This window comes from Caloramator sp. Dgby_cultured_2 (assembly GCF_028872215.1).
GTDB lineage: Bacteria > Bacillota > Clostridia > Clostridiales > Caloramatoraceae > Caloramator > Caloramator australicus.
The window spans coordinates 1,340,128-1,364,279 of record NZ_CP118396.1 but is presented as its reverse complement, the minus strand read 5'-3'; the positions used below and the strand labels follow the sequence as shown (position 1 = coordinate 1,364,279).

At 34.1% G+C, this 24,152-nt stretch carries 22 protein-coding genes and 7 pseudogenes; 27 read left to right on the top strand and 2 right to left on the bottom strand.

Annotated features, from left to right (window positions below):
- Positions 1-5: 5 nt before the first annotated feature.
- The 15 genes and pseudogenes from PWK10_RS09370 to PWK10_RS09300 form a co-directional block, all read left to right on the top strand.
- Positions 6-449 (top strand): annotated as a pseudogene (locus PWK10_RS09370) (glycosyltransferase family 4 protein); the annotation flags it as partial.
- Position 450: 1 nt separating this feature from the next.
- Positions 451-1,172: pseudogene (locus PWK10_RS09365) on the top strand (WecB/TagA/CpsF family glycosyltransferase).
- 126 nt (positions 1,173-1,298) lie between these two features.
- Positions 1,299-1,529, top strand: coding sequence for a hypothetical protein (locus PWK10_RS09355; protein WP_274765858.1), 231 nt, complete (start codon positions 1,299-1,301; stop codon positions 1,527-1,529).
- Between the two features lie 82 nt (positions 1,530-1,611).
- Positions 1,612-1,854: pseudogene (locus tag PWK10_RS19805) on the top strand (polysaccharide deacetylase family protein); the annotation flags it as partial.
- Positions 1,855-1,879: 25 nt separating this feature from the next.
- On the top strand, positions 1,880-2,014 hold the full coding sequence (locus PWK10_RS09350; protein ID WP_274765857.1) for a hypothetical protein: 135 nt from the start codon (positions 1,880-1,882) through the stop codon (positions 2,012-2,014).
- 32 nt (positions 2,015-2,046) lie between these two features.
- Entirely contained in the window at positions 2,047-2,760 is a 714-nt protein-coding gene (locus tag PWK10_RS09345; protein WP_274765856.1) for a transglutaminase domain-containing protein, read from the top strand.
- 184 nt (positions 2,761-2,944) lie between these two features.
- Positions 2,945-3,412, top strand: coding sequence for an Ig-like domain-containing protein (locus PWK10_RS09340; protein ID WP_274765855.1), 468 nt, complete (start codon positions 2,945-2,947; stop codon positions 3,410-3,412).
- 156 nt (positions 3,413-3,568) lie between these two features.
- Positions 3,569-4,761: pseudogene (locus PWK10_RS09335) on the top strand (argininosuccinate synthase).
- Positions 4,758-6,077 (top strand): argininosuccinate lyase, encoded by a 1,320-nt coding sequence (gene argH, locus PWK10_RS09330; RefSeq protein ID WP_274765854.1) that lies wholly within the window; start codon positions 4,758-4,760, stop codon positions 6,075-6,077. The pseudogene PWK10_RS09335 and the gene argH overlap by 4 nt, the downstream one beginning before the upstream one ends.
- A gap of 182 nt (positions 6,078-6,259) precedes the next feature.
- Positions 6,260-7,321, top strand: coding sequence for an ABC transporter substrate-binding protein (locus tag PWK10_RS09325; protein ID WP_342455754.1), 1,062 nt, complete (start codon positions 6,260-6,262; stop codon positions 7,319-7,321).
- A gap of 43 nt (positions 7,322-7,364) precedes the next feature.
- The gene (locus tag PWK10_RS09320) at positions 7,365-8,243 is read left to right on the top strand and encodes a branched-chain amino acid ABC transporter permease (RefSeq protein WP_008909522.1); all 879 of its coding nucleotides are present in this window, start codon (positions 7,365-7,367) and stop codon (positions 8,241-8,243) included.
- 15 nt (positions 8,244-8,258) lie between these two features.
- Positions 8,259-9,146: a branched-chain amino acid ABC transporter permease gene (locus PWK10_RS09315; RefSeq protein ID WP_274765853.1), complete on the top strand. Its 888-nt coding sequence runs from the start codon at positions 8,259-8,261 to the stop codon at positions 9,144-9,146.
- Positions 9,143-9,940 (top strand): ABC transporter ATP-binding protein, encoded by a 798-nt coding sequence (locus PWK10_RS09310; protein WP_008909520.1) that lies wholly within the window; start codon positions 9,143-9,145, stop codon positions 9,938-9,940. The genes PWK10_RS09315 and PWK10_RS09310 overlap by 4 nt, the downstream gene beginning before the upstream one ends.
- The gene (locus PWK10_RS09305; RefSeq protein WP_008909519.1) at positions 9,933-10,646 is read left to right on the top strand and encodes an ABC transporter ATP-binding protein; all 714 of its coding nucleotides are present in this window, start codon (positions 9,933-9,935) and stop codon (positions 10,644-10,646) included. Before PWK10_RS09310 ends, PWK10_RS09305 begins: the two co-directional genes overlap by 8 nt.
- 74 nt (positions 10,647-10,720) lie before the next feature.
- Positions 10,721-10,915, top strand: a complete 195-nt coding sequence (locus PWK10_RS09300; RefSeq protein WP_008909513.1) for a hypothetical protein — start codon at positions 10,721-10,723, stop codon at positions 10,913-10,915.
- A gap of 30 nt (positions 10,916-10,945) precedes the next feature.
- Here the strand turns inward: PWK10_RS09300 and PWK10_RS09295 are convergent, their stop codons facing one another.
- Complete coding sequence (locus PWK10_RS09295; RefSeq protein WP_008909512.1) at positions 10,946-12,100, bottom strand: serine-tRNA(Ala) deacylase AlaX; 1,155 nt, start codon at positions 12,098-12,100, stop codon at positions 10,946-10,948.
- Between the two features lie 174 nt (positions 12,101-12,274).
- Positions 12,275-13,662: pseudogene (locus PWK10_RS09290) on the bottom strand (ISLre2 family transposase).
- Between the two features lie 158 nt (positions 13,663-13,820).
- Here PWK10_RS09290 and PWK10_RS09285 point away from each other — a divergent pair.
- The 12 genes and pseudogenes from PWK10_RS09285 to PWK10_RS19795 all read left to right on the top strand — a co-directional run bounded on the left by PWK10_RS09285 (position 13,821) and on the right by PWK10_RS19795 (position 24,107).
- Positions 13,821-13,952 carry a hypothetical protein gene (locus PWK10_RS09285; protein WP_274765852.1) on the top strand — a complete coding sequence of 44 codons (132 nt, stop codon included), beginning with the start codon at positions 13,821-13,823 and terminating at the stop codon, positions 13,950-13,952.
- Positions 13,928-14,125 (top strand): MarR family transcriptional regulator, encoded by a 198-nt coding sequence (locus PWK10_RS09280; RefSeq protein WP_274765851.1) that lies wholly within the window; start codon positions 13,928-13,930, stop codon positions 14,123-14,125. The genes PWK10_RS09285 and PWK10_RS09280 overlap by 25 nt, the downstream gene beginning before the upstream one ends.
- A 223-nt stretch (positions 14,126-14,348) precedes the next feature.
- Positions 14,349-14,705: a carboxymuconolactone decarboxylase family protein gene (locus tag PWK10_RS09275; protein ID WP_008909510.1), complete on the top strand. Its 357-nt coding sequence runs from the start codon at positions 14,349-14,351 to the stop codon at positions 14,703-14,705.
- Positions 14,706-14,747: 42 nt separating this feature from the next.
- Positions 14,748-16,427, top strand: a complete 1,680-nt coding sequence (lpdA, locus tag PWK10_RS09270) for a dihydrolipoyl dehydrogenase (protein WP_274765850.1) — start codon at positions 14,748-14,750, stop codon at positions 16,425-16,427.
- Between the two features lie 42 nt (positions 16,428-16,469).
- Complete coding sequence (locus tag PWK10_RS09265; protein ID WP_274765849.1) at positions 16,470-16,661, top strand: hypothetical protein; 192 nt, start codon at positions 16,470-16,472, stop codon at positions 16,659-16,661.
- A complete protein-coding gene (locus PWK10_RS19800) occupies positions 16,586-16,747 on the top strand; it encodes a lipoate--protein ligase family protein (protein WP_446715365.1) in 162 nt (53 codons plus the stop codon). Before PWK10_RS09265 ends, PWK10_RS19800 begins: the two co-directional genes overlap by 76 nt.
- A gap of 41 nt (positions 16,748-16,788) precedes the next feature.
- On the top strand, positions 16,789-17,460 hold the full coding sequence (locus tag PWK10_RS09260; protein WP_446715364.1) for a lipoyl protein ligase domain-containing protein: 672 nt from the start codon (positions 16,789-16,791) through the stop codon (positions 17,458-17,460).
- A 309-nt stretch (positions 17,461-17,769) separates the two neighbouring features.
- Positions 17,770-19,179, top strand: coding sequence for a murein biosynthesis integral membrane protein MurJ (gene murJ, locus PWK10_RS09255; RefSeq protein WP_342455753.1), 1,410 nt, complete (start codon positions 17,770-17,772; stop codon positions 19,177-19,179).
- Between the two features lie 155 nt (positions 19,180-19,334).
- Positions 19,335-21,262, top strand: a pseudogene (locus PWK10_RS09250) (OPT family oligopeptide transporter).
- 72 nt (positions 21,263-21,334) lie between these two features.
- Positions 21,335-21,688 carry a PqqD family protein gene (locus tag PWK10_RS09245; RefSeq protein ID WP_274765847.1) on the top strand — a complete coding sequence of 118 codons (354 nt, stop codon included), beginning with the start codon at positions 21,335-21,337 and terminating at the stop codon, positions 21,686-21,688.
- 11 nt (positions 21,689-21,699) lie between these two features.
- Positions 21,700-23,088: a dipeptidase PepV gene (gene pepV / locus PWK10_RS09240; protein WP_274765846.1), complete on the top strand. Its 1,389-nt coding sequence runs from the start codon at positions 21,700-21,702 to the stop codon at positions 23,086-23,088.
- Positions 23,089-23,292: 204 nt separating this feature from the next.
- Positions 23,293-24,107, top strand: a pseudogene (locus tag PWK10_RS19795) (dipeptidase).
- Positions 24,108-24,152: the final 45 nt, after the last annotated feature.

Here is a 24,152-nt window from a genome sequence, read left to right as displayed (position 1 = left end):
GTCCTGATGCTATGTTTTTAATAGTAGGAGATGGACCAATTAGAAATCAGCTTGAGCGATATGTTGAAGAATATGATATTGCTGATAGTGTGGTATTTTTAGGTTTTCAAAGACCAGACGAGTTTTTATACATATCTAGGTTTACCTGCTTAACATCAAGGAGTGAAAGTTTTCCACTTAGCATATTAGAGTCGGCAAAATATAAAAAAGCGGTTGTGTCTACTATGGTAGGAGGAATTTCTGACCTTGTTGAGGATGGAAACAACGGTTATTTAGTGGAATATGGGGATGTTGAGGATCTAACAGAAAAAATGTTAAATCTTTTAAGGGATGATTTAAAATGCATAGAATTTGGTAAAAGGCTTCATGATAAAGCAAGACAATTTTATTCCATTGAAAGATTTGTTGAAGGATATAAAGAAATATACGAGAAGATAATGGAGGATTAATATGGTAAAGGAAAGGTATCTTGGTGTCGATGTTTGTCCTCTTAATATGGGACAAGTTCTTTTGGAAGTTGATAGAATAATAATGGAAAGAAAACCCTCCTTTATTGTCGCTATAAATCCTGAAAAGATAATGAAGGCGCAGGAGGATGAAAGCTTAAAAAATCTATTAAACAGCGCAACAATTCAAATTGCCGATGGCGTTGGAGTTGTTATTGCTTCGATTTTAAACGGAGGAAGGATAAGGTCGAGGGTTACAGGAATCGACCTTATGATAAATATTTGCAAAAGAGCAGCTGAAAGAGGATATAGGGTTTACATATTAGGTGCAAAACCAGGAGTTGCCGATGAGGCTGTTAAGGTTTTAAAGGAAAGGTTTCACGGTCTTAATGTGGTTGGAGTTAGGGACGGATATTTTAAGGATGAAGAGGAAGTTATTGAGGATATTAAGAAAAAAATCCTGATATTTTATTTGTTGCAATGGGAAGTCCAAAGCAGGAGTATTGGATAACTAAGCATATGGAAAGACTACAAGTTCCCCTACTTATGGGAATTGGAGGTAGCCTTGATGTTATTTCAGGTAATATTAAAAGGGCTCCAAAGATTATGAGAAAATTAGGTCTTGAATGGCTTTATAGACTCATAAAGGAGCCATGGAGATATAAAAGGATGTCTGTTTTGCCTGTGTTTTTATGTAAGGTTTTAAGGGAGAGGTTTAAAAGATGAAGAGGATCTGGTTTTTAGTTTTATTTTTTTCCTTTTTTCCTTTAATGTTAATGCAGAGGAAGGCAAAAAATTTATTATAAGGATAAAATTGCCGTTTTAACCTATCATAATGTAAGTCCTAAGCCTTTGACAAATCTTACAATAACTCCTGAGAGGTTTGAGAAGGATATTATAACTTTGAAAAGGATGGGGTTTAATTTTATATCTTTACAGGATACCATTGCCTGTCTTGAGGGAAGAAAAAGGCCGCCTGTAAATGCAATTTTAATTACTTTTGATGATGGCTTAAAGGGATTTTATAGATATGCCTTTCCAATTTTAAAAAGTATAATATCCCTTCTGTTAATTTTATTATAACTTCAAGGATAACAACTAAGGGCGAAAAGGATAGTTTTTCCATGAATGAAGAGGATGTAAAAAAGTTTATTCAAGCGGACTTATAGAAATAGATTCCCATACCCATGAGAGCCACGATTATATTTATATAAATGAATCCCTAAAGCAGGGCGGAAAACTTGCCCATAGAGGGTATGATCCTATTGCTAAAAGGCTTGAAAGGGAAAGGGATTATGAGAAAAGAATTTACGATGATCTTGTAAAATCAAGGGAGGTTATTAAAAACCTTTTAGGCAAGGATTCTAAGGTTTTATGTTTTCCCTTTGGACAGTATAACGAAAAGGTTTTAGAAATTGCAAAAGGAGCAGGCTTTGAATACTTCGTTACCACCGAAAGGGGACTTAACAAATTCAACTCAAAGAGCAAAAATATACCGCTATCCAGCGGGATACGTGAATATAAAGATAGAGGATGTTATTAAAGAAATAATTGAAAAGAAAAAATAATATAGACTAAATGTTGAGAATGAGGTGTTAAAGTGAAGAGAGTTAAATTTGCAAAAAGGATTTTTATTTTATTATTATCTGTATTTATTTTTCTTCCTAATATGGCCTTTGCTTCCAATGAAAGGGGAATTATTAAAGTTAAGGATGAGTGGGACTTTTATCGAAAGATGTATTACTCATTGGAAAAGGGAGAAAATGCTTTGATAGTTTATTTTGATGATGGTGCAGATGATATTCTTGAGAATAGTTTAGACTTAACCCAATATTTTATGGATATATCTGGATATGGATTATTAGGTCCATATTCAATAAGTATTAATTTACAGAGTCGCTATATATTATTCGACTTCTCTATGGATTATTTTGAAACTAAAGAACAAAGGGAATTTGTTGATAAAGAAATAGATAAGATATTAACTCAAATAATTTTGCCTAGTATGAATGTGCGTGAAAAGGTTAAGGCTATTCATGACTGGATAGTAAGTAATGTTAGTTATGATACAACATTATCAAGGCATACATCTTATGAAGCATTAACAGGATCTAAGACTGCTGTCTGTCAGGGATATGCAATGTTAACATATAAGATGTTAAATAAGGCAGGTATTCCTTGTTTAATGATATCGAGTAGTGAAATGGATCATGCTTGGAATGTTGTTAATATAGATGGACAGTGGTATCATTTGGACACTACTTTTGATGATCCAATAGGTGGTAGAGGAATTGATTATTATTTTTTCTTTTAACAAATGAAAAAATGAAGGAAACACATATATTTAACGAAAAGAGCTTAGAGGATGCTATTAGACTATTTGAAAGTAAAGGAAAGAACCTAACAGAAAAAATATTTTTGCAAAGGAATTTGAGGTCAATAAACAAAATATTAAGTTAGAAAAAGGAAAGATTGAAAGTATAAAACTTATTAATGTTATGCCAAAGGATGCAGACATATCAAACATAATATGGGAGTCAATGAACCCGTATATTGCAACTGTAGATAATAATGGACTAATTAAAGCACAAAATTCGGGTGAAACGTATGTAAAAGTATATAATAAATATAATCCTAATTACTATAAAATTATTAAGGTTAATGTTGTAGCAGCCGATATATATACAAAGCCATCTATAGCAGATTTAAAGACGGTAAAAACTACTGTTAATGTGAACAAAACATCAGTTACATTGTCAAAAGGGAAATCAACATATGTAAAAGTAACTACAAAACCAACAAATGTTTCAATAAAGGATTTGGTGTGGGAATCAGCAAATAAAAAAATAGCTATTGTTGATAAAAGCGGGAAAGTTACTGGGATAGGTAAAGGAAAAACTACTATTAAAGTGAGCTTAAGGCAAAATCCTAAAATATATAAAATAATAAATGTAGTTGTAAATTAGTTTTTAGAAATAAAGATGGGTAAAAATAAGCACCCTGTAAGATTCCGATAAATTTATTTGGCATCTTATGGGGTGAATTTTTAAAAAACTATTGCATAAATATAAAAATAATTGTATAATTATTAAAAAACAAAGAGGAGGAGTTTACATGGGAAGATAATACTTGCTTATTCAGGAGGGCTCGACACTTCGATAATTATTCCTTGGCTAAAGGAGAACTACGATACAGAGATCGTAGCTGTGTGTATCGACGTAGGACAGGGAGATGACATGGAAAAGATCAAGGAAAAGGCATTAAAATCCGGAGCATCAAAGGTTTATATTGAAGATGTTAAGGAGGAATTCGCAAAGGAGTATCTTTTTAAAGCTATTAAAGCAAGAGCTCTTTATGAGGGAAAATACCTTCTTGGAACAGCCTTTGCAAGACCTTTAATGGCAAAAAGCTTGTTGAAATTGCCCATAAGGAAGGAGCAGAGTATATCTGCCACGGCTGCACAGGAAAGGGCAACGATCAGGTAAGATTTGAGCTTGGCATTGCTGCCCTTGATCCAACTATAAAAATAATAGCCCCATGGAGAATTTGGGATATCAAATCAAGGGAGGATGCTATAGACTATGCTAATTTAAAGGGAATAGAAGTTCCTGTTACTAAGGAAAAGATTTATTCTGTTGATAAAAATTTATGGCATGTAAGTCACGAAGGTGGGGATTTAGAGGACCCTAAGAATGAACATAAAATTGAAATGTATGATATCGTAACTCCACCTGAGAAGGCAAAGGATGAAGCAAGTTACGTTGATATTGAATTTGAAAAGGGCGTTCCTAAAAAGGTTAATGGGGAAGAATTAAACCCTGTTGAATTAATTGAGGTTTTAAATAAAATAGGCGGAGAAAATGGAATTGGAGTTATAGATATCATTGAAAATAGATTGGTGGGTATGAAATCGAGGGGAGTTTATGAAACTCCTGCAGGAAGTATACTTTACGAGGCCCACAGATATCTTGAATATTTAACATTAGATAAGGAGACCCTTCATTTCAAAGAAATAATTTCGCATAAATATACAGAAATTGTCTATAATGGTTTATGGTTTACAACTTTAAGGGAGGCTATCGATGAATTTATTGAAAAAACTCAGGAAAATGTAACTGGAAAAGTAAAACTTAAACTTTATAAGGGCAACATTATTCTTGCTGGGGTGGAGAGTAAATTTGCCCTTTACGATAAGGATATTTCATCCTTTGGATATAGTGAAGTTTATAGTCATAAGGATGCAGAAGGCTTTATTAATTTGTATGGGCTTCCAATAAAGATTAAGGCAATGATGAAGATGGGGATGATAAAATGAAAAAGTTATGGGGAGGACGATTTGAAAAGGAGGAAAATCCCTTAATGAAAAAGTTTAATTCCTCATTTGAGATCGATAAAAGATTGATCTTCGATGATATAGAAGGAAGCATAGCCCATGCAAAGATGCTGACAAAGGTAGGAATATTAAGGGAAGAAGAAGGAAGTAAGATAATAAATGGCCTTGAAGAGATTTTAGAGGATATTAAATCAGGAAAGCTTGAACTTATAGGTGATTTTGAGGATGTCCACAGCTTTGTGGAGTTTCACTTAATCCAAAGGATAGGGATTTTAGGTAAAAAGCTTCACACGGCAAGGTCAAGAAACGATCAGGTTGTTACCGATTTAAAATTATTTTTAAAAAGGGAATGCAGCATTATAATAGAAAAAATAAAGTTTCTTCAACAAACTATTAAGAAAAAGGCTGATGAAAATCCATATATTATGGCAGGCTTTACCCATCTTCAGCCTGCCCAAGCTATAACTTTCAAGCACTATCTAATGGCTTACTTTAACATGCTTGAAAGGGACAAAAGAAGAATCCAAAATGCAATAGATATTATGGATGAATGCCCGCTAGGCTCCTGTGCCCTTGCTGGAACAACCTATGATATAGATAGGGAATTTACAGCTAAAGTTTTAGGGTTTAAAAAACCAGTCGAAAACTTTTTAGATGGGGTTTCGGACAGGGATTTTGTCCTTGAAATTTTGTCGGATCTTTCCATTATAATGATGCATCTTAGCAGAATTTCTGAGGATTTTATAATATACTCTTCATGCCAGTTTAAATTTATAACTTTAGATGATGAATTTTCAACGGGAAGCAGCATAATGCCCCAAAAGAAAAATGCTGATTCTTTAGAGCTTATAAGGGGAAAAACAGGAAGGGTCTATGGCAACTTGATGGCTTTATTAACTATTTTAAAGGGGCTTCCGCTTGCCTATAATAAGGATATGCAGGAGGATAAGGAAGCTATATTTGATTCTTTAGACACGGTTAAAAATTGCCTAGATGTTTTAGAGGGAGTTATTAGAACCTTGAAGGTAAATGAAGAGAAAATTTTAAAGGCAATAGAGGATGGCTACTTAAATGCCACAGAGGTAGCGGATTATCTTGTAAATAAAGGTGTCCCCTTTAGAGATGCCCATAGGATCGTTGGAAAAATAGTTCTGTTTTGTGAGGAAAAAGGAAAAAACATAAATGAGCTTAGTTTAGAAGAATTTAAAGGCTTTTCAAGTTTGTTTGAAGAAGATATTTATGATTTTATTGATTATTACAAAATCTTAAATAGGGGAATAAAGAAAATAATGCTCTAGATATAAAGTAAAAATATTTTAATAATTCTAAATATTGAAAATGTTTTGAATAAATTATATACTTTAATTGGACAAATTGCACAAAGGAGGATGTCAAATGAAAAAATTTTATCCCTACTTATAGTTTTTGTTTTAGTCATTTCCTTATTTAGCGGCTGTGCTAAAAGGAGGCAGGGGACGTTATTAAGGTAGGTTGGATTGGACCTTTAAGTGGTGACCAGGCAGTATGGGGACAGTGTGAATCAAATGCAGTAAAGATGTTTTTCGAGGAGTTAAACAACAATGGAGGCTTATTAGGAAAGAAAGTTGAAGTTGTGGCTTATGATACAAGAGGTGATGGAACGGAGGCAGTTAACGCTGTAAGAAGATTGACATCCCAAGACAAGGTTATTGCAATAATAGGACCTAATTCAAGTGGACAGGCAATACCAATTTCTTCTATATTAGAAGAAATGAAGGTTCCTGATATTGCAACAGTTGCAACAAATCCAAAGGTTACTGTTGTGGATGGAAAGGTAAAGCCATTTAATTTTAGAATTTGCTTTATAGACCCATATCAAGGTGCTGTTGCAGCAGGTTATGCGATAGATGTTTTAGGATTTAAAAAGGCAGCTATTCTTTATGATATTGGCGATGATTATTCCCAAGGGTTAACTCAATACTTCGAAGAAACATTTACTAAAAAGGGTGGACAAATTGTTGCAAAGGAAGGATTTAAAACTGGGGATGTTGATTTTAGACCTCAGCTTACAAAGATAAAGGCAGCAAATCCAGATGTTATATTTATGTCGTATTATTATAAGGAAGTTGCCCTTTCAGCAAAGCAGGCAAGGGAACTTGGAATCACTGCGACTTTGATGGGTGGAGATGGTTGGCCATCAGAACAGCTAATGACAATGGCCGGTGATGCTGTTGAAGGCTCATATATTATCAATCATTTGGATTTTGACGATCCTGAGGTTCAACCATTTAGAAATAAATATAAAGAAAAGTTTGGCAAGGATTCAGAAATAAACGGCTATCTTGCAACCGATGCCTGCACGCTTTTAGTTGAAGCAATAAAGAAGGCAAATAGCTTCGAAGGGGAAAAGATCAAAGAAGCTCTAGAAGGTATTGAAATTAAAGGAATAACAGGAAATATCAAAATAGGCAAGGATACCCATAATCCTGAAAACAAAGAAGCTGCAATAATTAAAATAGAAAATGGAAAATATAAGTTTGTTGAAAAATATGCAGTTAAATAAGGTGGGATTTTCCCACCTTAATTGAATGTAAAGGGGAAAAAAGATGTCTGGATTTATTCAGCAGATTATAAATGGCCTTTCAATTGGAAGCGTTTATGCCCTAATGGCTGTGGGCTATTCGCTGGTTTATAGTATAATGAATTTTTCTAACTTTGCCCATGGTGGAATTATTATGTTTGGCGCTTATTTTGGATTTTTCTTTATGACCCTTTATAAATTTCCATTTTCCGTCGCCTTTATTGCTTCAGGAATATGTGCTGCCCTAATGGCGATACTGGTTGAAAGGGTTGCATATAAACCCCTTAGGGATAGAAGGGCTCCATTTTTGTATTTTATAATTTCTGCAATGGGAGTTTCGATTTTCCTTGAAAATATAATAATTGCAACTATAGGGCCAACCTTTAGAACCTATCCTGAGGTTTTCTCAGCTCAGCCTATTAAAATTGGGAATTTGGCTATCGGAAGAATAGATTTGACGATGTTTATAATTTCAGCTGTTTTCTTAGTTTTATTGATCTACTTGATTGACCATACAAAAATAGGAAAGGCTATTCAGGCAACATCCTTTAACATGAAGGCTAGTGCCTTAATGGGGATAAATACGGATTTTATAATCCTTCTTGTTTTTGGGCTTGGAGGTTTTTTAGCAGGACTTGCAGGTGTTTTATTTGGAATGAAATATACAGTATATCCTCAGATTGGGAATATCACTTTAAAATCCTTTATTGCTGCTGTATTTGGAGGGCTTGGAAGTTTGCAGGGGGCAGTTATAGGCTCTGTTCTTTTAGGAATCATAGAAACAATAACGTCGGGTTATATATCCTCACAATATAGGGATTTAATAGCCTTTGTGCTTCTTATATTTATATTAGTTGTAAGACCCATGGGACTTATGGGCAAAGTTACAGAAGACAAGGCGTAAGAAGGAGGGATTTATATGCTGAGTTGGTATTATTTAAAGGGCATTATAATGCTTGCAGGAATTTATCTTCTGCCTGTATTAGGGCTATCCCTTTTAACAGGATTTACTGGACTTTTTTCCTTTGGACATGCAGGGTTTATGGCAATTGGTGGATATACAACTGCCTTTATGATGATGAAGCTTGAAGTTCCCTTTATTCCTGCCATTTTAATGGGAGGACTATTTGCTGCATTTTTTAGTTTTATCATAGGAAAGCTTACATTAAAGTTAAAGGGAGATTACTTCTGCATTGCAACTTTAGGTTTTGGAGAGGCAATAAGGCTTCTATTAGATAACATTCAATATTTTGGAGGAGCAAGGGGATGGCCTGGACTTCCACTTAAAACAACTTTGATAACTGTAATTATAATAGATATTATAGCAGTCATTCTTCTTAGAAATATTATAAGGTCAAGGCATGGAAGAAACATGATTGCGGTAAGGGAGGAGGAACTCGCATCCAGTATTATTGGAATTGATACCTTTAAATATAAGATGATTTCCCTTGTTATAAGTGCCTTCTACGCAGGAGTAGGCGGAGGACTTTTAGGAACTTATCTTGGATTTTTACAGCCTAAGATTTTCAGCCTCACAAGATCAACGGAACTTACGATTATAGTTATATTTGGTGGACTTGGAAGTTTAACCGGAAGTGTTGTTGGAACTATTCTTTTAATTGCCCTTCCTGAAATTTTAAGAAGTTTTGCAAATTGGAGATTGGTGGTTTACGGAGTTATAGTTGTATTTATTATGATTGCAAGGCCAGAAGGACTTATGGGGGGTAAGGAACTTAGTTTTGATGTTTTAAGGAATTTGTTTAGAAAAAGAGTTAAAGAAGCTAAGGCAGAGGGGGCAAGTAAATGAATATATTGCAGGTTAATGGATTAACTAAGCAATTTGGGGGACTTACTGCAGTTAATGATGTTACCTTTGATGTTGAAAGGGGAAGTATTACTGGACTTATAGGGCCTAACGGAGCAGGAAAGACAACTATATTTAATTTGGTTACTGGGGTTTATAAGGTGACGGGAGGAAAAATAGTTTTTGATGGGAAAGAAATTCAAAATGAAGAAGCCTTTAAAATAGCCAATATGGGTATTACAAGGACATTCCAGAATATAAGGCTCTTTAAAAGGCTAACGGTATATGAAAATGTCCTTACTGCTTGTCAGTATAATGCCAATTATAGCCTATTTGAAGCGATGGTTTTTGGTTTAGTTCCTAAAAAGATTAAAAGGAATTCAAGGTTTTATAGGGAGGAAAAGCTTCTAAAGGAACAGGCAGAGGAGCTCATGGAGATTTTAGGGCTTCAGGATAGAAGAAATTTTATTGCCAACAATTTACCTTACGGATTTCAAAGAAGACTTGAGATTGCAAGGGCCCTTGCCCTAAGACCAAAGCTTCTACTACTTGACGAGCCTGCTGCGGGGATGAATCCTGAGGAGACGGAAAAGCTAACGGAACTTATAGCATTTATAAGGGATAAATTTGATCTTAGCGTTCTTTTGATTGAGCATCATATGGATCTTGTTATGGAGATATGCGATAAAATTGTGGTTTTAAACTTTGGATGCAAGCTTGCCGAGGGAACCCCTAAAGAAATTCAACAAAATCCAGAGGTTCAAAAGGCTTACCTAGGGGGTGGTAATAATGCTTAAGGTGAAAAATTTGCATGTATATTATGGAGGTATACATGCCCTTAAGGGAATCAATGTTGAGGTGAATCAAGGGGAGATAGTAACCATAATCGGTTCAAATGGTGCTGGAAAGTCAACGCTTTTAAATACTATAACCGGTATTGTAAAACCAAAGGAGGGAGAGATTTTTTATAAGGGTGAAAAATTGTCCCTTATTCCTCATAAGATTGTAGCTAAAGGAATTTGTCAGGTTCCTGAAGGAAGGCTTGTGTTTGCAAATCTAACTGTAAAGGATAATCTGCTTTTGGGGGCTTATCTTAGAAAGGATAAGGCAGAGATAAATAAGGATCTTCAAAATGTTTATGAGATTTTTCCAAGGCTCAAGGAAAGGGAAAAGCAGATGGCAGGAACGTTATCAGGAGGAGAGCAGCAGATGCTGGCAATAGGAAGGGCCCTTATGGGAAGGCCTGAAATTATGCTTCTTGATGAGCCTTCATTAGGCCTTGCACCGCTGCTTGTGGATACAATTTTCAAGATAATTTTGGATATAAAGAAGATGGGAAAAACAATTCTTCTTGTTGAACAAAACGCCTTTAAAGCCCTTGAAATTGCCGACAGAGCCTATGTCCTTGAACAGGGGAGAATAACCCTTGAGGGAGGTGCAAAGGATATTGCATCAGATCCAAAAGTTCAGGAGGCTTACCTTGGAAAGAGGGTGGTAGGATAACTAATAGTTATATGCTATTTTTAAGGTATTGTGATATAATATTAATATAAGCATATGGTTTGGAAGGTGATGTTATGAATACAGCTAAAAAACTTCTATTTGATTTAATTAAAGATATACCTGATGATGATGTTATGGAAATTATAGATTTTATAACTTTTTTAAAGATGAAGCATGATAAAAAGATATTCAATGACCTTATAAAATCAAGCGAATCAAGTATAGATTTTTGGGATAACGACATTGATGATGAGGTGTGGAAAATATAAGAGAATCCCCGAGGTAGGGATTCTCTTAAATTATCTGCCTAAAAATGCGATAAAATCATTAAGATCGTTTATCCTTTCAAAACTTCCCTGAGCAAATTTTGGGCTTCCACCGCCTCGACCATTAAACTTTGGAAGTTCTTCTTTGAATATTTTGCCGCAGTTTATGTCGAGGCTACCGTTGTGGGCAAGGACAACCTTTTTATCTTTTAAAGATGCAAGGATAACTAAGTTATCCTTTAGAGATGTTATTTTGCTTGCAATTGTTTGAACCTCTTCAAAGGATTTATCTTCAAATATTTTTACTATTTTATTTTCTTTAGATTCATTTAAAAGCTCCTTTGCTATGTATTCTGCGTTTAATTCTTTTAAGGAATTTAGCTGCCTTGTAAGGTTTTTTATTTCGCTTTGGAGGGAGTCAAATTTTAATAAAATCTCTGATTGAGGAACAGAAAGGTTCTTAATAAGGCTATTTATAATAATATTCTTTTCTTGAAAATCCTTTAATAGCCTTTTTCCGCATTTAAAATATATCCTTGTCATGTTTTTGTATTTTTCTGTTTTAAGTATTTTTAGCATTCCTATTTCCCCAAGGCTCTTTACATGGGTGCCACAGCAGGGGGAATAATCAATTCCTTCTATTTCTACTATCCTTATGTCAACGTCTGTTGGTGGTAGTTTTCTTAATGGGAGTTTTCTTGCTTCATCTAGATTAACTATGTAGGATTTTACTGGGATATTTTTAAATATAAGCTCATTAACCCTGTTTTCAACATTTAAAACTATTTCTTCATTTATGTTTTCAAGGCCTATGTCGATGGTCAAATAGTCATCACCAAGGTGAAAGCTGTTAGTTGGAGCATTATACATTTCTAGAAAGACTGCCGACAAAAGGTGCTGCCCAGTGTGGTTCTGCATGTGGTCAAATCTTCTTTCAAAATCTATTTTGCAAGTTACGATGTCTTTGTTTATTTTTTCTTTTACTACATGATATATTTTTTTATCCTCTTCTACTAAATCTACAACTTCAATGCCATCAATCCAGCCAAAATCTCTTGGCTGTCCTCCACCCTCAGGATAAAAGGCGGTTTCTGATAGCTCAATTAAATAAAGGCCGTCCTTTTCTATTTGATGTATTATTTTTGCCTCCCATTCGGACATGTAGGGATTTTGGTAATAGAGCCTCATATGAACATCTCCTTTATATTATTATAGAATTATTACTAATAATTATTATAATATAATATAATGGAATTTTTATTTTAAGTCTAATATAAGATAGTGTCAAGATATTGTAGGTTAATTTTTTATAGACAACCCCCTAAAATGTTTAAAATCAAGACTTTCGTAAACTTTTAAACTTTAAATTATATTTTCATATTTAATTGATTTTAATATCTTATACATCGGTGTTACTTTTCCAATGTTTAATATTGTTATATTATTTATTCCTTCTCGTGAAGAATTATTTATTCTTTTAATTGTTTCTTTTATCTTCTTTTTATTTAATCTAAATGTTTCAACATCTTCCTTGTATATACTTATTTCCCTTAAATTACCTCCATTCCTGCTAAATACCCTTAGCTTTGCCATTATCTTTAATCCCTCTTTACTCCATCCTAATGGCCTACTGCTTAATCTCGCTGATAATACATGGCTTATATGCCCTTCTGCACTGCATCCTATTACATCCTCGTCCTCTTTATATATTACTATCCCTTCCCAGTTATTTAATATATATCTCCTTGCTTCTTTTGCTCTCTCCTTTTCTGTCTTAGTTTCTGCTATATTTATTAACTCCTTAAATATCTCCCTTAAAACCTTCTTATCCCCTTCATTTATCGCTCCCCATATCTTTTGCCTATATTCTTCTCGCTTTGCTGTCCCTCTTATTATGTATTTGTTCAAATGATATCTATCTAATACAAATTTCGCTTTCGGAATCCATTCCATTCCTTCCTTTATCCATCTTGCTCCATCTCCTGCTATGTATATCTTTTCTATGCTCTCTATTTCATAATTGTCATACACATAATTCGCTACATCTATCCATATTTCTTCAGCTTCTACACCAACGTATGCTTTGTAATATACATTCTTTAATTCGTTTCTCCCATTTTTGCTTTGCCTTCCTTCATGTATATATACAAGCCTTGGCATCTCCTTCTTCCCATCCTGCAATGCCACATGATCCTCATCTGCTTCTATGTATAGCACCCTTACTTTCCTCTTTTCTTTTACTTCCCTTTTACTTCTACTTCTCCTACCTGTCTTATTGCATTAAATACTGTCTGTCTACTTAGTTTCTCCGGACATGTTATTTTACTACTCTCCTCATAGGACATATTAATTGCGTTCTCCACCAGCTTTATCTTTACTTCTTTATCTACCTTCTCATGTTTGCTTATCCCTATAATTTCATCAAGTAAATATCTATATTCCCCATTCTTCTTAGATTTGTAATACGTTCTTGCATATTCTATTTCGCCTAGCATTGTTACAATCTTTTTCTTGTCTTTCCTTTCTACTACCCATCCCTTTTTCCTTTTTTCATCTTCTTTAATCGTTTTATCTAATTCTTCTAAAAAGTCCTTTATTATGTTTGCTCCTAATTCATCAGTCATTTTTTTAACTACATCAACAAGTTTTGTTAGATCCCATTCTTTTGATATAGTTTCTTCAACATTTTTTATTAATTTAGTAGTGAAATTTATTAAATGTTGTTGTATAATATTATTCAAAAGAGACACCCCTTATTGGTTTGTGTGTTTTTTCACTTTTATTTTATCACAGGGGTTGTCTCTTTTAAATTTTTGTCTTTTTTCGTCCTACAATAATTTTACACTATGCTAATATAATTTCATAATAGAAAGTTATTGTTAATAATGTTTGCTAAGGAGGCATGCTAATGTTTGATTTAGATACTTGTGTATGCTTTTCAACTAATAAGGTTGCTAAAAAGCTAGCTGATACCTTCAATGAAAGATTATTACCTTTTGGAGTTACACGAGTTCAATGGACTGCTATGTATTTTTATTAAGGGATGGTAGGATGAGTCAAAAAGAATTATCAGACAAAATGAATATAAAGGAGTCTACAACAGTTCGGCTTGTAGATAGAATGGAGAAAGATGGATTTATAGTGAGATTTAAAGATAGCAATGATAGAAGGATTACTTATATTGAACTTACTGAAAAAGGGAAAAAAGGATAGAAGAACTTTTACCTGAAGGTGAAAAAATGAGCCAATTAGCTTCAAGGGAATTAGCGATGAAGAGATAGAAATATTCAAAAAGGTTTTAGATAAATTTATGGAAAATTTAGAGAATGTATGAATATGTAATATGTTTGTCAAAAATAATCAAATTTTTTATTGATTTTTGCATAATACTTGCTATACTAATAATTAGAATAGCAAGTAATTAGGAGAGGTAACAATGGGAAAAAATCCAAGGGAAATGTTAAATGAGTTTATGGGTGGACTTCAAGTTGTTTCAAAGTCTAATGGAGAGCAAGTAGGAGCTTTTATGAATCTTCTTGGTGCAGCATATAAACCAAATGCTGTTGATGTTAAGACAAAGGAATTAATTAGTGTTGGTATTGCTGCATACAATAGATGTGAATACTGTATTGTGTTCCATGTTTATAAAGCTCTTGAAGCTGGAGCTACTCCTGAAGAAATTATGGAAGCTGCAATGGTGGCCGTAGCATTTGGTGGAGGACCTTCAATGGCCTATACAGTAACGCTTGTTAAGGATTCAATTGAAGAGTTTAGGAAGGATTTTAATAAGTAATTTAAAAGGCAGCATTGCTGCCTTTTTGTATGGGGAATTTATATGAAGGTAACACTTGAAAGGTATTTAGGACATGAAAATGAGGCACAGGTTGTTAAAATTTATAAAAAAGTTGGGGATAGTATTGAAACAGGAGATGTTTTAATAGAAGTTGAAGGAAATAAAGCAGCTATTCCCATAATACCAGGAGTAAAAGGTATTATAGAATCGATTTATGTAAATGAAGGCGATATAATTACTAAGAATTCAGTTATTGCAATTATTAAAGAAGATTATTCTAATAAAGACACAAAAGAAATAAAGACTAAATCGGAAGAAAATTTTGCTTTTGATTATTTTGCAACTATACTAAAACCAAAAGAGGAAGAATTAAAATGCGATATAGCAATAATCGGAGGAGGACCAGGTGGTTATGTTGCTGCAATTTATGCAGCACAAAATGGTAAGAATGTAGTCTTAATTGAAAAGGATAAACTTGGAGGAACTTGTTTAAACAGAGGGTGTATTCCAACTAAAGCTTTGGTTCGTTCAGCTGAAGTGTATAAAATTATAAAAAATGCAGATAAATTTGGTTGTTTACTACAAAATCCAAGTGTTGATATTAAAAAGGTTATAGAACGAAAAAATAAAGTTGTAAATGAACTTAATTCTGGGATTAAATATTTAATGAAGAAGAATAATGTAACGGTTTTAGAGGGTTTAGGAAGCTTTGCCGATAAAGAAACTATTCATGTAAAAGGGAATTCCAGAGAATACATAGTAAAAGCACAAAATATAATAATAGCTACGGGTTCAAAACCATATATTCCACAAATAGAAGGTATTAATGAAATTAACAATAACAACATAATTACTAGTGATGAAGCTTTAGAGATAAAAGACCTTCCTAAAAAAATGATAATAATCGGTGGCGGAGTTATAGGAATGGAGTTCGCATTTATATTTGCAAATTTTGGTGTTGATGTTTCTATAATTGAATATTTTGATAATTGTCTTGCAAATCTTGATGATGATGTTATTGCAGAAATTAGTAGAAATGCTATTGAAAAAGGTATAAAAATTTATACTGGATCGAAGGTGGAAGAGGTATTTAAAACTGAAGATGATGAATTAATAGTAGGCTTTCTACAGAAGGGTGAAAGAAAATATCTAAGGGGAGATAAGATACTTTTAGCTGTCGGAAGAAAACCTTATATGGATGAACTAGGAATTGAAAAATTAGGTATTGAATTGAATGATAACAAAAGGGGAATAAAGGTAAATTCAAAAATGCAAACTAACATATCTAATATATATGCTATAGGTGATGTGACTGATAGAATCTTACTGGCTCATGTCGCTTCTCATCAAGGGATTGTTGCGGTTGATAATATACTTGGCAAAGAAAAAGAAATGGATTATGCAAATGTTCCATCAGCAATATTCACAGAGCCGGAAATTGCAACAGTTGGGATAAATGAGAGGGAAGCTATAAGTAAGGGCATTGAAATAAAAGTTTCTAAAATTCCTTTTGCTTCAAATGGCAAAGCGTTAACCTATGGAGATAACAGAGGTTTTATAAAGCTTATAGAGGATATACATAATAAGAAAATTATAGGAGCTACTATAATAGGAATACATGCTACAGATCTTATTGCAAACATAACATTGGCGATAAAAAGAATCTCTGTCCAGAAGACATTATTGAAACTATATATGCACACCCTACAACTTCTGAAATAATACATGAGGCTGCATTAGGACTTGAGAAGGGAGCAATTCACTTTGCATAGAAATATTAAACCTAAAATCGTATTTTCAAAAATACATGATCCATGGTTCAACTTAGCTCTTGAAGAAGCTATTTTGAACTCAATAAATAAAGGAGAAATTTTTTATATATATGGCAAAATGACAAAACCGTTATTATTGGGAAAAATCAAAATCCATGGAAAGAGTGCAATATTACTACACTAAAAAGGAATGGTGGGAAAATTGCAAGACGTATTACTGGAGGAGGAGCGGTCTATCATGATCTTGGAAATGTAAATTTTTCTTTTTAGTCGATAAAGAGCAATATGATCAAACTAAACAATTTAATCTAATATTAAATGCAATAAAAAAGCTAGGTATTAACGCAGAACTTTCAGGAAGAAATGACATTATTGCAAATGGAAGGAAATTTTCAGGTAACGCATTTTATGTCGATGAGCATGTAGGACTTCACCATGGAACAATTTTAGTTAATACTGATATATCAAGAATGATAAGATATCTAAATGTATCAAAAGAAAAAATCATTTCAAAGGGAATAGATTCAGTAAAAGCTAGGGTCGTTAATTTGAAAGATATTAAACCTGAAATAACTGTAGAAGCGATAATAAATAGGCTGATAGAAGAATTTAAAAATGTTTATGGTAATAATATTGAAATTGTAGATCCTATTGCATTTAATATAGAAAAATTTTATGAAAAACATTCATCTTGGGAATGGATTTATGGAGAAACACCGGATTTTAATATAAGTTTTTCAAAAAGGTTTATATGGGGCGAGATAGAATTTAATTTGCAACTTGAAAAGGGTAAAATTGTGAAGTCATACGTTTATTCTGATGCTATAGAGACTCAAGTTATTGAAAAAATTAATTTAGCCATTAAAGATTTAGATTTTAATTTTGATACTATTAATGAAAGTTTAAGAAATATTGATATCGACGCAGATGGGAAAGAACTTATTAATAATATTATTGATTGGCTCAGCAACATAAATATTTAAGTGGCAGAGAATTATTCTCTGCTTTTTGTTTTTATTTTATTCCTAACTTAATTCTATCCCTTGATAGATAACAATCTCAAGTGGTAAAATAACTGAGGGGCTTAATTTACATGAAAAAGAAACTTAAATCTTAAGTGCCAGGCACTTTAGAAAGGAGTAGAAGAATGTCGAAGAAGAATATAGGCAGGGCAACGGCTATAGTTATGCTCATGCTTTTTTAAGCAGAATATTAGGGTTTGTAAGGGAAATGATTGTTGCAAAGGTTTATGGAAGAAGTTATGTCACTGATGCGTTTTTGCAGCCTTTACAATTCCTGATGTTATGTTTTACCTTTTGGTAGGTGGGGCATTAAGTTCAGGATTTATGCCAGTTTTTACTCAATATATTGCCAAGGAAGATGATGATAACGCCTGGAGGGCAGCAAACACGTTTATTACTGTTGCAATTATTTTTATTATAATATTCAATATTTTAGGAATTACATTTGCCAAGTTTCTTGTGCCTTTAGTTGCTGTTGGAAGTTTAAATAGCAAGGAAATGTTCGAATTAACAGTTAAGCTTACAAGGATAATGTTTACGGCTGTAACCTTTACGGTTCTTGCTGGTCTTACGAGGGGGATTTTAAACTCCTATAACATATTTACATCACCATCTGTAGGCCCGGTTTTATATAATGTTGGGATGATCCTTGGTGCAGCTTTATTAGGAAATAGATTTGGAATTTTTGGTCTTGCAGCAGGAGTTATTTTTGGTGCTCTTTTAAACTTTTTAGTTCAGGTTCCTGACTTTTTAAAAGTTGGGAAAAGGTTTAGATTCCAGCTCGATTTAAAACATGAGGGATACAAAAGGATGCTTCAGCTTATGGGACCTGCAATCATTGGTCTTTCAATATCTCAGCTTAACCTTGTGGTAAATCAAAATATCGCTTCAGTTTTAGGAGAGGGAAGTATAACTGCCTTAAGATACGCAAATAGGCTTATGCTTTTGCCTCTTGGAATTTTCGCTATGGGGATTGCAACAACAATATTTCCAAGCTTAAATATGCATATTGCAAGGGGAGAATATGATAAATTTAAAGAAACCTTTTCCCTCGGAATGAGGATGGTAATGTTTATAACTATCCCTTCTGCAATTGGTATGATCGCTTTAAATGTTCCTATAATAAGGCTTTTATTTAAGACGGGAAAATTTGGCGAGCAGGACGTTTTAGTTACTGCCTATGCCCTTGCCTTTTACAGTTTTGCTGTAGTCGGACAATCGGCAGTTCAGATATCGACAAGAGGGTTTTATTCTCTTCAGGATACAAAAACACCTGTTAAGGTAGGGGCCTTAACGGTTTTAGTTAATATACTTTTGAACTTAATGTTTGTTATGTTCTTTAAACAGCTTGCAATAGGTGGAATTGCTCTTTCTTATTCTATATCAAGTATATTAAATATGATTCTGCTTCAAAGGGGACTTTCTAAAAAGCTAAATGGATTAAAGGAAAAGGAAATAATAATATCCACCGTAAAATCAATTGGAGCATCGATAGTTATGGGAATTGCCGCCCTTGTAACATATAAATTTCTTGAATATAATTTTGGAATAGAATCGAAACTTATGCAGCTTATAGGAGTTGGCGGTGCTGTTTTCATTGGCATAGTTGTTTATGCTTTAGTTGCAGTTATATTAAAGATGGATGAGGTAAAGTTTATGCTTAAGATGGTTAAAAAATAACAATTAAGGCATTGGGGGTTAAACTCCGATGCCTTTTTCTTTGGTATTAAAAATTAAAATAGGGTTAATATAATAATAGACAAAATTGTAAAATATGTGGCATTAAAGAAGAAATAATCATAGTAGTTTGACAAAATTTTATAAGGAGGGATAATATGTCAGAAAAGAAGGGGCTTTCACACGGAGCCTATGGTGGAGTAAGTGGAGATGAATATATTCCTTTTATTCCTGCAAGTGAGGCTATGCCTGAGGCCACAATAGTTTCTATTTTACTTGGCGTTTTGTTTGCGATAGTTTTTGGAGCTGCAAATACATATCTTGGGCTTAAGGTTGGTATGACTATTGCAGCTGGTATTCCTGCAGCGATTTTAGGAACTGGGCTTTTAAGGGGAATTTTTAGAAGAAATAATATCCTTGAAGCTAATATGGTCCAGGGGATTGCTGCAATGGGAGAGTCGATTGCAGGTGGAGTAATATTTACATTACCTGCGATAATAATCTGGGGATTTGAGCTAAAGCTTTCAACTATTGTTTTCGTTACATTGCTTGGAGGTCTTGTTGGTATATTATTTGTAGTTCCATTAAGAAGATACCTATTAGTTGAAGAACACGGGAAATTAATCTATCCTGAATCGATGGCTGCTGCTGAAGTTTTGGTTACAGGAAGTCAAGGAGGAGCAGGTTTTAGAACTGTCATGACAGGATTATTTGGTGGAGGAATTTATAAGCTCCTTTCAGGAGGCTTTAGATTTTGGCTTGAGGAACCGGAATGGACTATAAGACCCCTTCAGGGAACTATATTTGGTGTTGATGCCATGGCATCCCTTGTTGGAGTTGGATATATCGTCGGTATGGAGGCGGCCCTTTATATGTTTGCTGGGGCCATTGTTGCATGGCTTGGATTAATACCTCTTATAAAATATATAGGTGCAGGGCTTACAACACCTCTTTTCCCTGCAACAGTTCCTATTTCAGAAATGAATGCTTGGCAGATTTGGAGTAAATATATAAGATACATCGGTGCTGGTGCCGTTGCAGCAGGGGGATTTATAAGCCTTGGAAGATCTCTACCAACTATTATAAACTCCTTCAGATCAGCGATATCAGGAATAGGTGCAAAGGGTGCAGCACAAAAAGAACTGAAATGGATGTTCCTATGACCTATGTTATAATTGGAGCCTTCTTGGTATTTTTCCTTGCATGGTTTATTCCAGTTGTAAAAACTGGACCAATAGGGGCACTTCTTGCTGTATTTTTCTCCTTTTTCTTTGCAGTAGTTTCAGCAAGGATAGTTGGTCTTGTAGGTGCATCCAATAATCCTGTCTCCGGTATGACAATTGCAACTTTGCTATTTATAACATCCGTTCTAAGATTTACTGGATATACAGGGGATGCAGGAATGATAACAGCCCTTGTTGCTGGTGCTATCGTTTGTGTTGCAATTGCAGTAGCTGGCGGTGCAGCACAGAGCTTAAAGACAACCTTTATCATAGGTGGAACTCCAAAGTATGTTGAGATAGGTATGTATATAGGTCTTGCTATTGCATCGGTTTTTGTTGGAATGGTTGTTCTTATGCTCAACAGAATTTATGGCATAGGTTCAGAACAAATAGCAGCACCCCAGGCGACATTAATGTCGATGGTTGTTAAGGGAGTTATGACAGGACAGCTTCCTTGGGCTCTTGTAATAGTAGGTGCAGTGTTTGGAGTTATGACTGCCCTAATGGGCATTCCGATACTTCCAGTTGCCCTTGGGCTATATCTTCCAATACATCTAAGCGCAGGAATATTAGTTGGAGGGCTCATAAGGCTATTTGTTGAAAATAGATTTAAGGATAACGAGAAAGTTCAAAAGGAACAGATAGAAAAGGGAGTTTTACTCGCATCTGGTCTTGTTGCTGGTGATGCACTGATGGGAATTTTAGTGGCAGCCTTTGCAGGACTTGGCATAGATATAGCCTTTGGAGGAAGGATTGCTCCACTCATCACAGGAAGTCCATGGACTGCAGCAATTGTTCTTTTGATTTTCTCCTTCTGGGTATATAGTTTTTCTACAAAAGAGAAGGTTAAAAATTTCTTTTAAATATTGTGATAGTAAGTTATAATTAAAGGAGAAGCTTTTGCTTCTCCTTTAATTTACTGGGCAGGTGATTTTATGGCAAAGCAAAAGAAGGATGATAATTTTTTACTTTATATCCCAAGGAAAAAACATCTTACATTTGAAAAAAGGGATGGGAAAATTTATTTAATATTTTACCATAACAAGCCCATCGAAAAATTTTTAAGATGGCTTGTTAAAAAGCCCGTGGTAAGCGATATTGAGCTTGATGGATTAGGTTCAAGGGTATGGGAGCTTATCGATGGGGAAAATACTGTTTATGACATAGGGCAAAAGCTTTTAGAGGAATTTGGAAAAGAGGCTGAACCAGTTTATGAAAGGCTTATTATGTATTTAAGATATTTAAACAGACGTGGCTGGATTGCCTTTGAAAGAGGAAAACAAGAATAAGGGGAATCAATATGGATCTCAATTTAAAGATTGAAGGCATGAGGGATGAGATTATAAGGTCAACGCAGGAAATTTTAAAGATTAAAAGCGTTGAGGATACTCCAAAGGAAGGAATGCCCTTTGGTGAAGGTGTTGCAAAATCCTTAGAGTATGCTTTGAATTTATCTAAGGAGCTTGGATTTAAAGCTGTTAATATGAATGGATATGTTGGATATGCTGAATATGGCGAAGGAGAAGATTACATAGCAGTATTAGGACATTTAGATGTTGTTCCAGAAGGAGATGGATGGCAGTATCCACCTTACGGTGCAGAAATACACGATGGGAAAATATATGCAAGGGGTGCCCTTGATGATAAGGGACCAATGATTGCTGCTTTATATGGATTAAAGGCTATTAAAGATTTAAATTTACCCCTTTCAAAGAGGATAAGAATAATATTTGGAACTAATGAAGAAACAGGTTCTAATGATATCCCATATTATTTAAAATCAGAAAAGCCTCCAGCTGCTGGCTTTACACCTGATGCTGAATTCCCATTAATACATGCTGAAAAGGGATTAACTGTGTTTAATATAGTAAAGGAACTTGAAAGAAAAGAAAATGGCGATATAACGATAGAATACATAAAGGGTGGACAAAGGGCTAATATGGTGCCGGATTATTGCGAAGCAGGAATTGTTGCAAAGGATAAAGGAGCGATAATGGAAAAGGCTGAAGATTTTGTAAGAAGAACCGGATTTGAAGTTAAAGTTGAAGAAAAGGAAGATAAACTAATAGTTAAGGCCTTTGGAGTTTCAGCCCATGGAAGCGTTCCAGAACATGGAAAAAATGCAATAATGATTATGTTTGCCTTCCTTGGAGAGCTTAATTTAACAGATAGCGATATAAAGGATTTTATAGACTTTATGAATAAATATGTTGGATTTGAAACGAAGGGTGAATCTTTTGGATGCTACTTAAAGGATGAAACAGGGGAACTTTCATTTAATGTTGGTGTTATTGACATGAAGGAAGATAAAGTTACTATGGCCCTTAACTTAAGATACCCCTGCACATATAAGCTTGAGGATATGATGAATCCGTTCAATAAAAGGATTGAAGGAACAGGAATTAAGGTAGAAAATCTCGCTCATCAGGAACCTCTTTATTTTGCAAAGGATCATGAGTTAGTTCAAAAGCTTATGAAGGTTTATAGGGAATTTGTTAATGATGATAGCGAGCCTTTGGCAATAGGTGGAGGAACCTATGCAAAGGAAATGCCAAACACACTTGCCTTTGGACCACTTTTCCCAGGAAAGCCAGACGTAATCCATCAAGCAAATGAATATATCGAAATAGAGGACCTTATAACAATTACAAAGATTTATGCAAAGGCAATGTATGAATTAGCAAGATAAGCAGGGTTATTCCCTGCTTATCTTGCTAATTCTCTTAAATTTTGGGAGGGGTAAACATGTTTATATTTGATGCACATTCCGATATTTTAGTGGATATAACCGTAAAAAGGCAAAAGGGGAAGGAGATGTTTTTAGAAAATATCATTATGAAAAATTAAAAGGGGTGGGATAGGAGGCTTAATTGCTGTTATTTGGATAGATAAAATGAATATGGACCCATTAGATAGGATGAATGAAATTATTAATGAGGGTTTAATGGAATTAAAAAATGTTAAAGATATAGCAGAGGTCATTTTAAAGTATGAGGATTTTGAAAGGATAAGACAGGAAGGTAAGATGCAGATTGTTTTAGGATGTGAGGGCCTTTCAGGAATAAAGGGTGATATTCATTATTTAGATCTTTTGTATGAAATAGGAATAAGACATGCAAGTTTAACATGGAATGAGGAAAATGAATTGGGAACAGGGGTTAAGGGAGATCCAAAAAGAGGTCTAACAAGGCTTGGACAAATTGCCGTCAAAAGACTTGAAGAACTTGGGATACTAATCGATGTTTCTCATGCTAATGAAAAAACATTTTGGGATATATGCGAAATTACAACAGGGCCAATAATAGCATCCCATTCAAATGCCTATTCTCTTTGTCATCATCCGAGGAATTTAAAGGATGATCAGATAAAGGCTATCGCAGAAAAAGGGGAGTCATTGGTATTAATGCATGGCCGGATTTTATAGATGAATTTAATGCGACGATTGAAGGTTTTATTGAGCATATAGACTATATGGTTGAAAAGGCAGGAATAGACCATGTTGCTCTTGGATTTGATTTTTGCGACTTTCTAAGTTTTGATGCTACATCAAGTTTTTCTGAAGAAAATAAAGCAACTAAAGGGCTTGAAGATGCGTCAAAATCCAAAGATGTGATTGATTTGCTTATTAAAAGAGGTTACAAATATGAGGATATTGAGAAAATAGCGTATAAAAATATTGAAAAGGTTTTTAAATTGAGCATCTCATAATGAGGTGCTTTTTTATTCATAAAATGACAAATAGAATATAAAAAA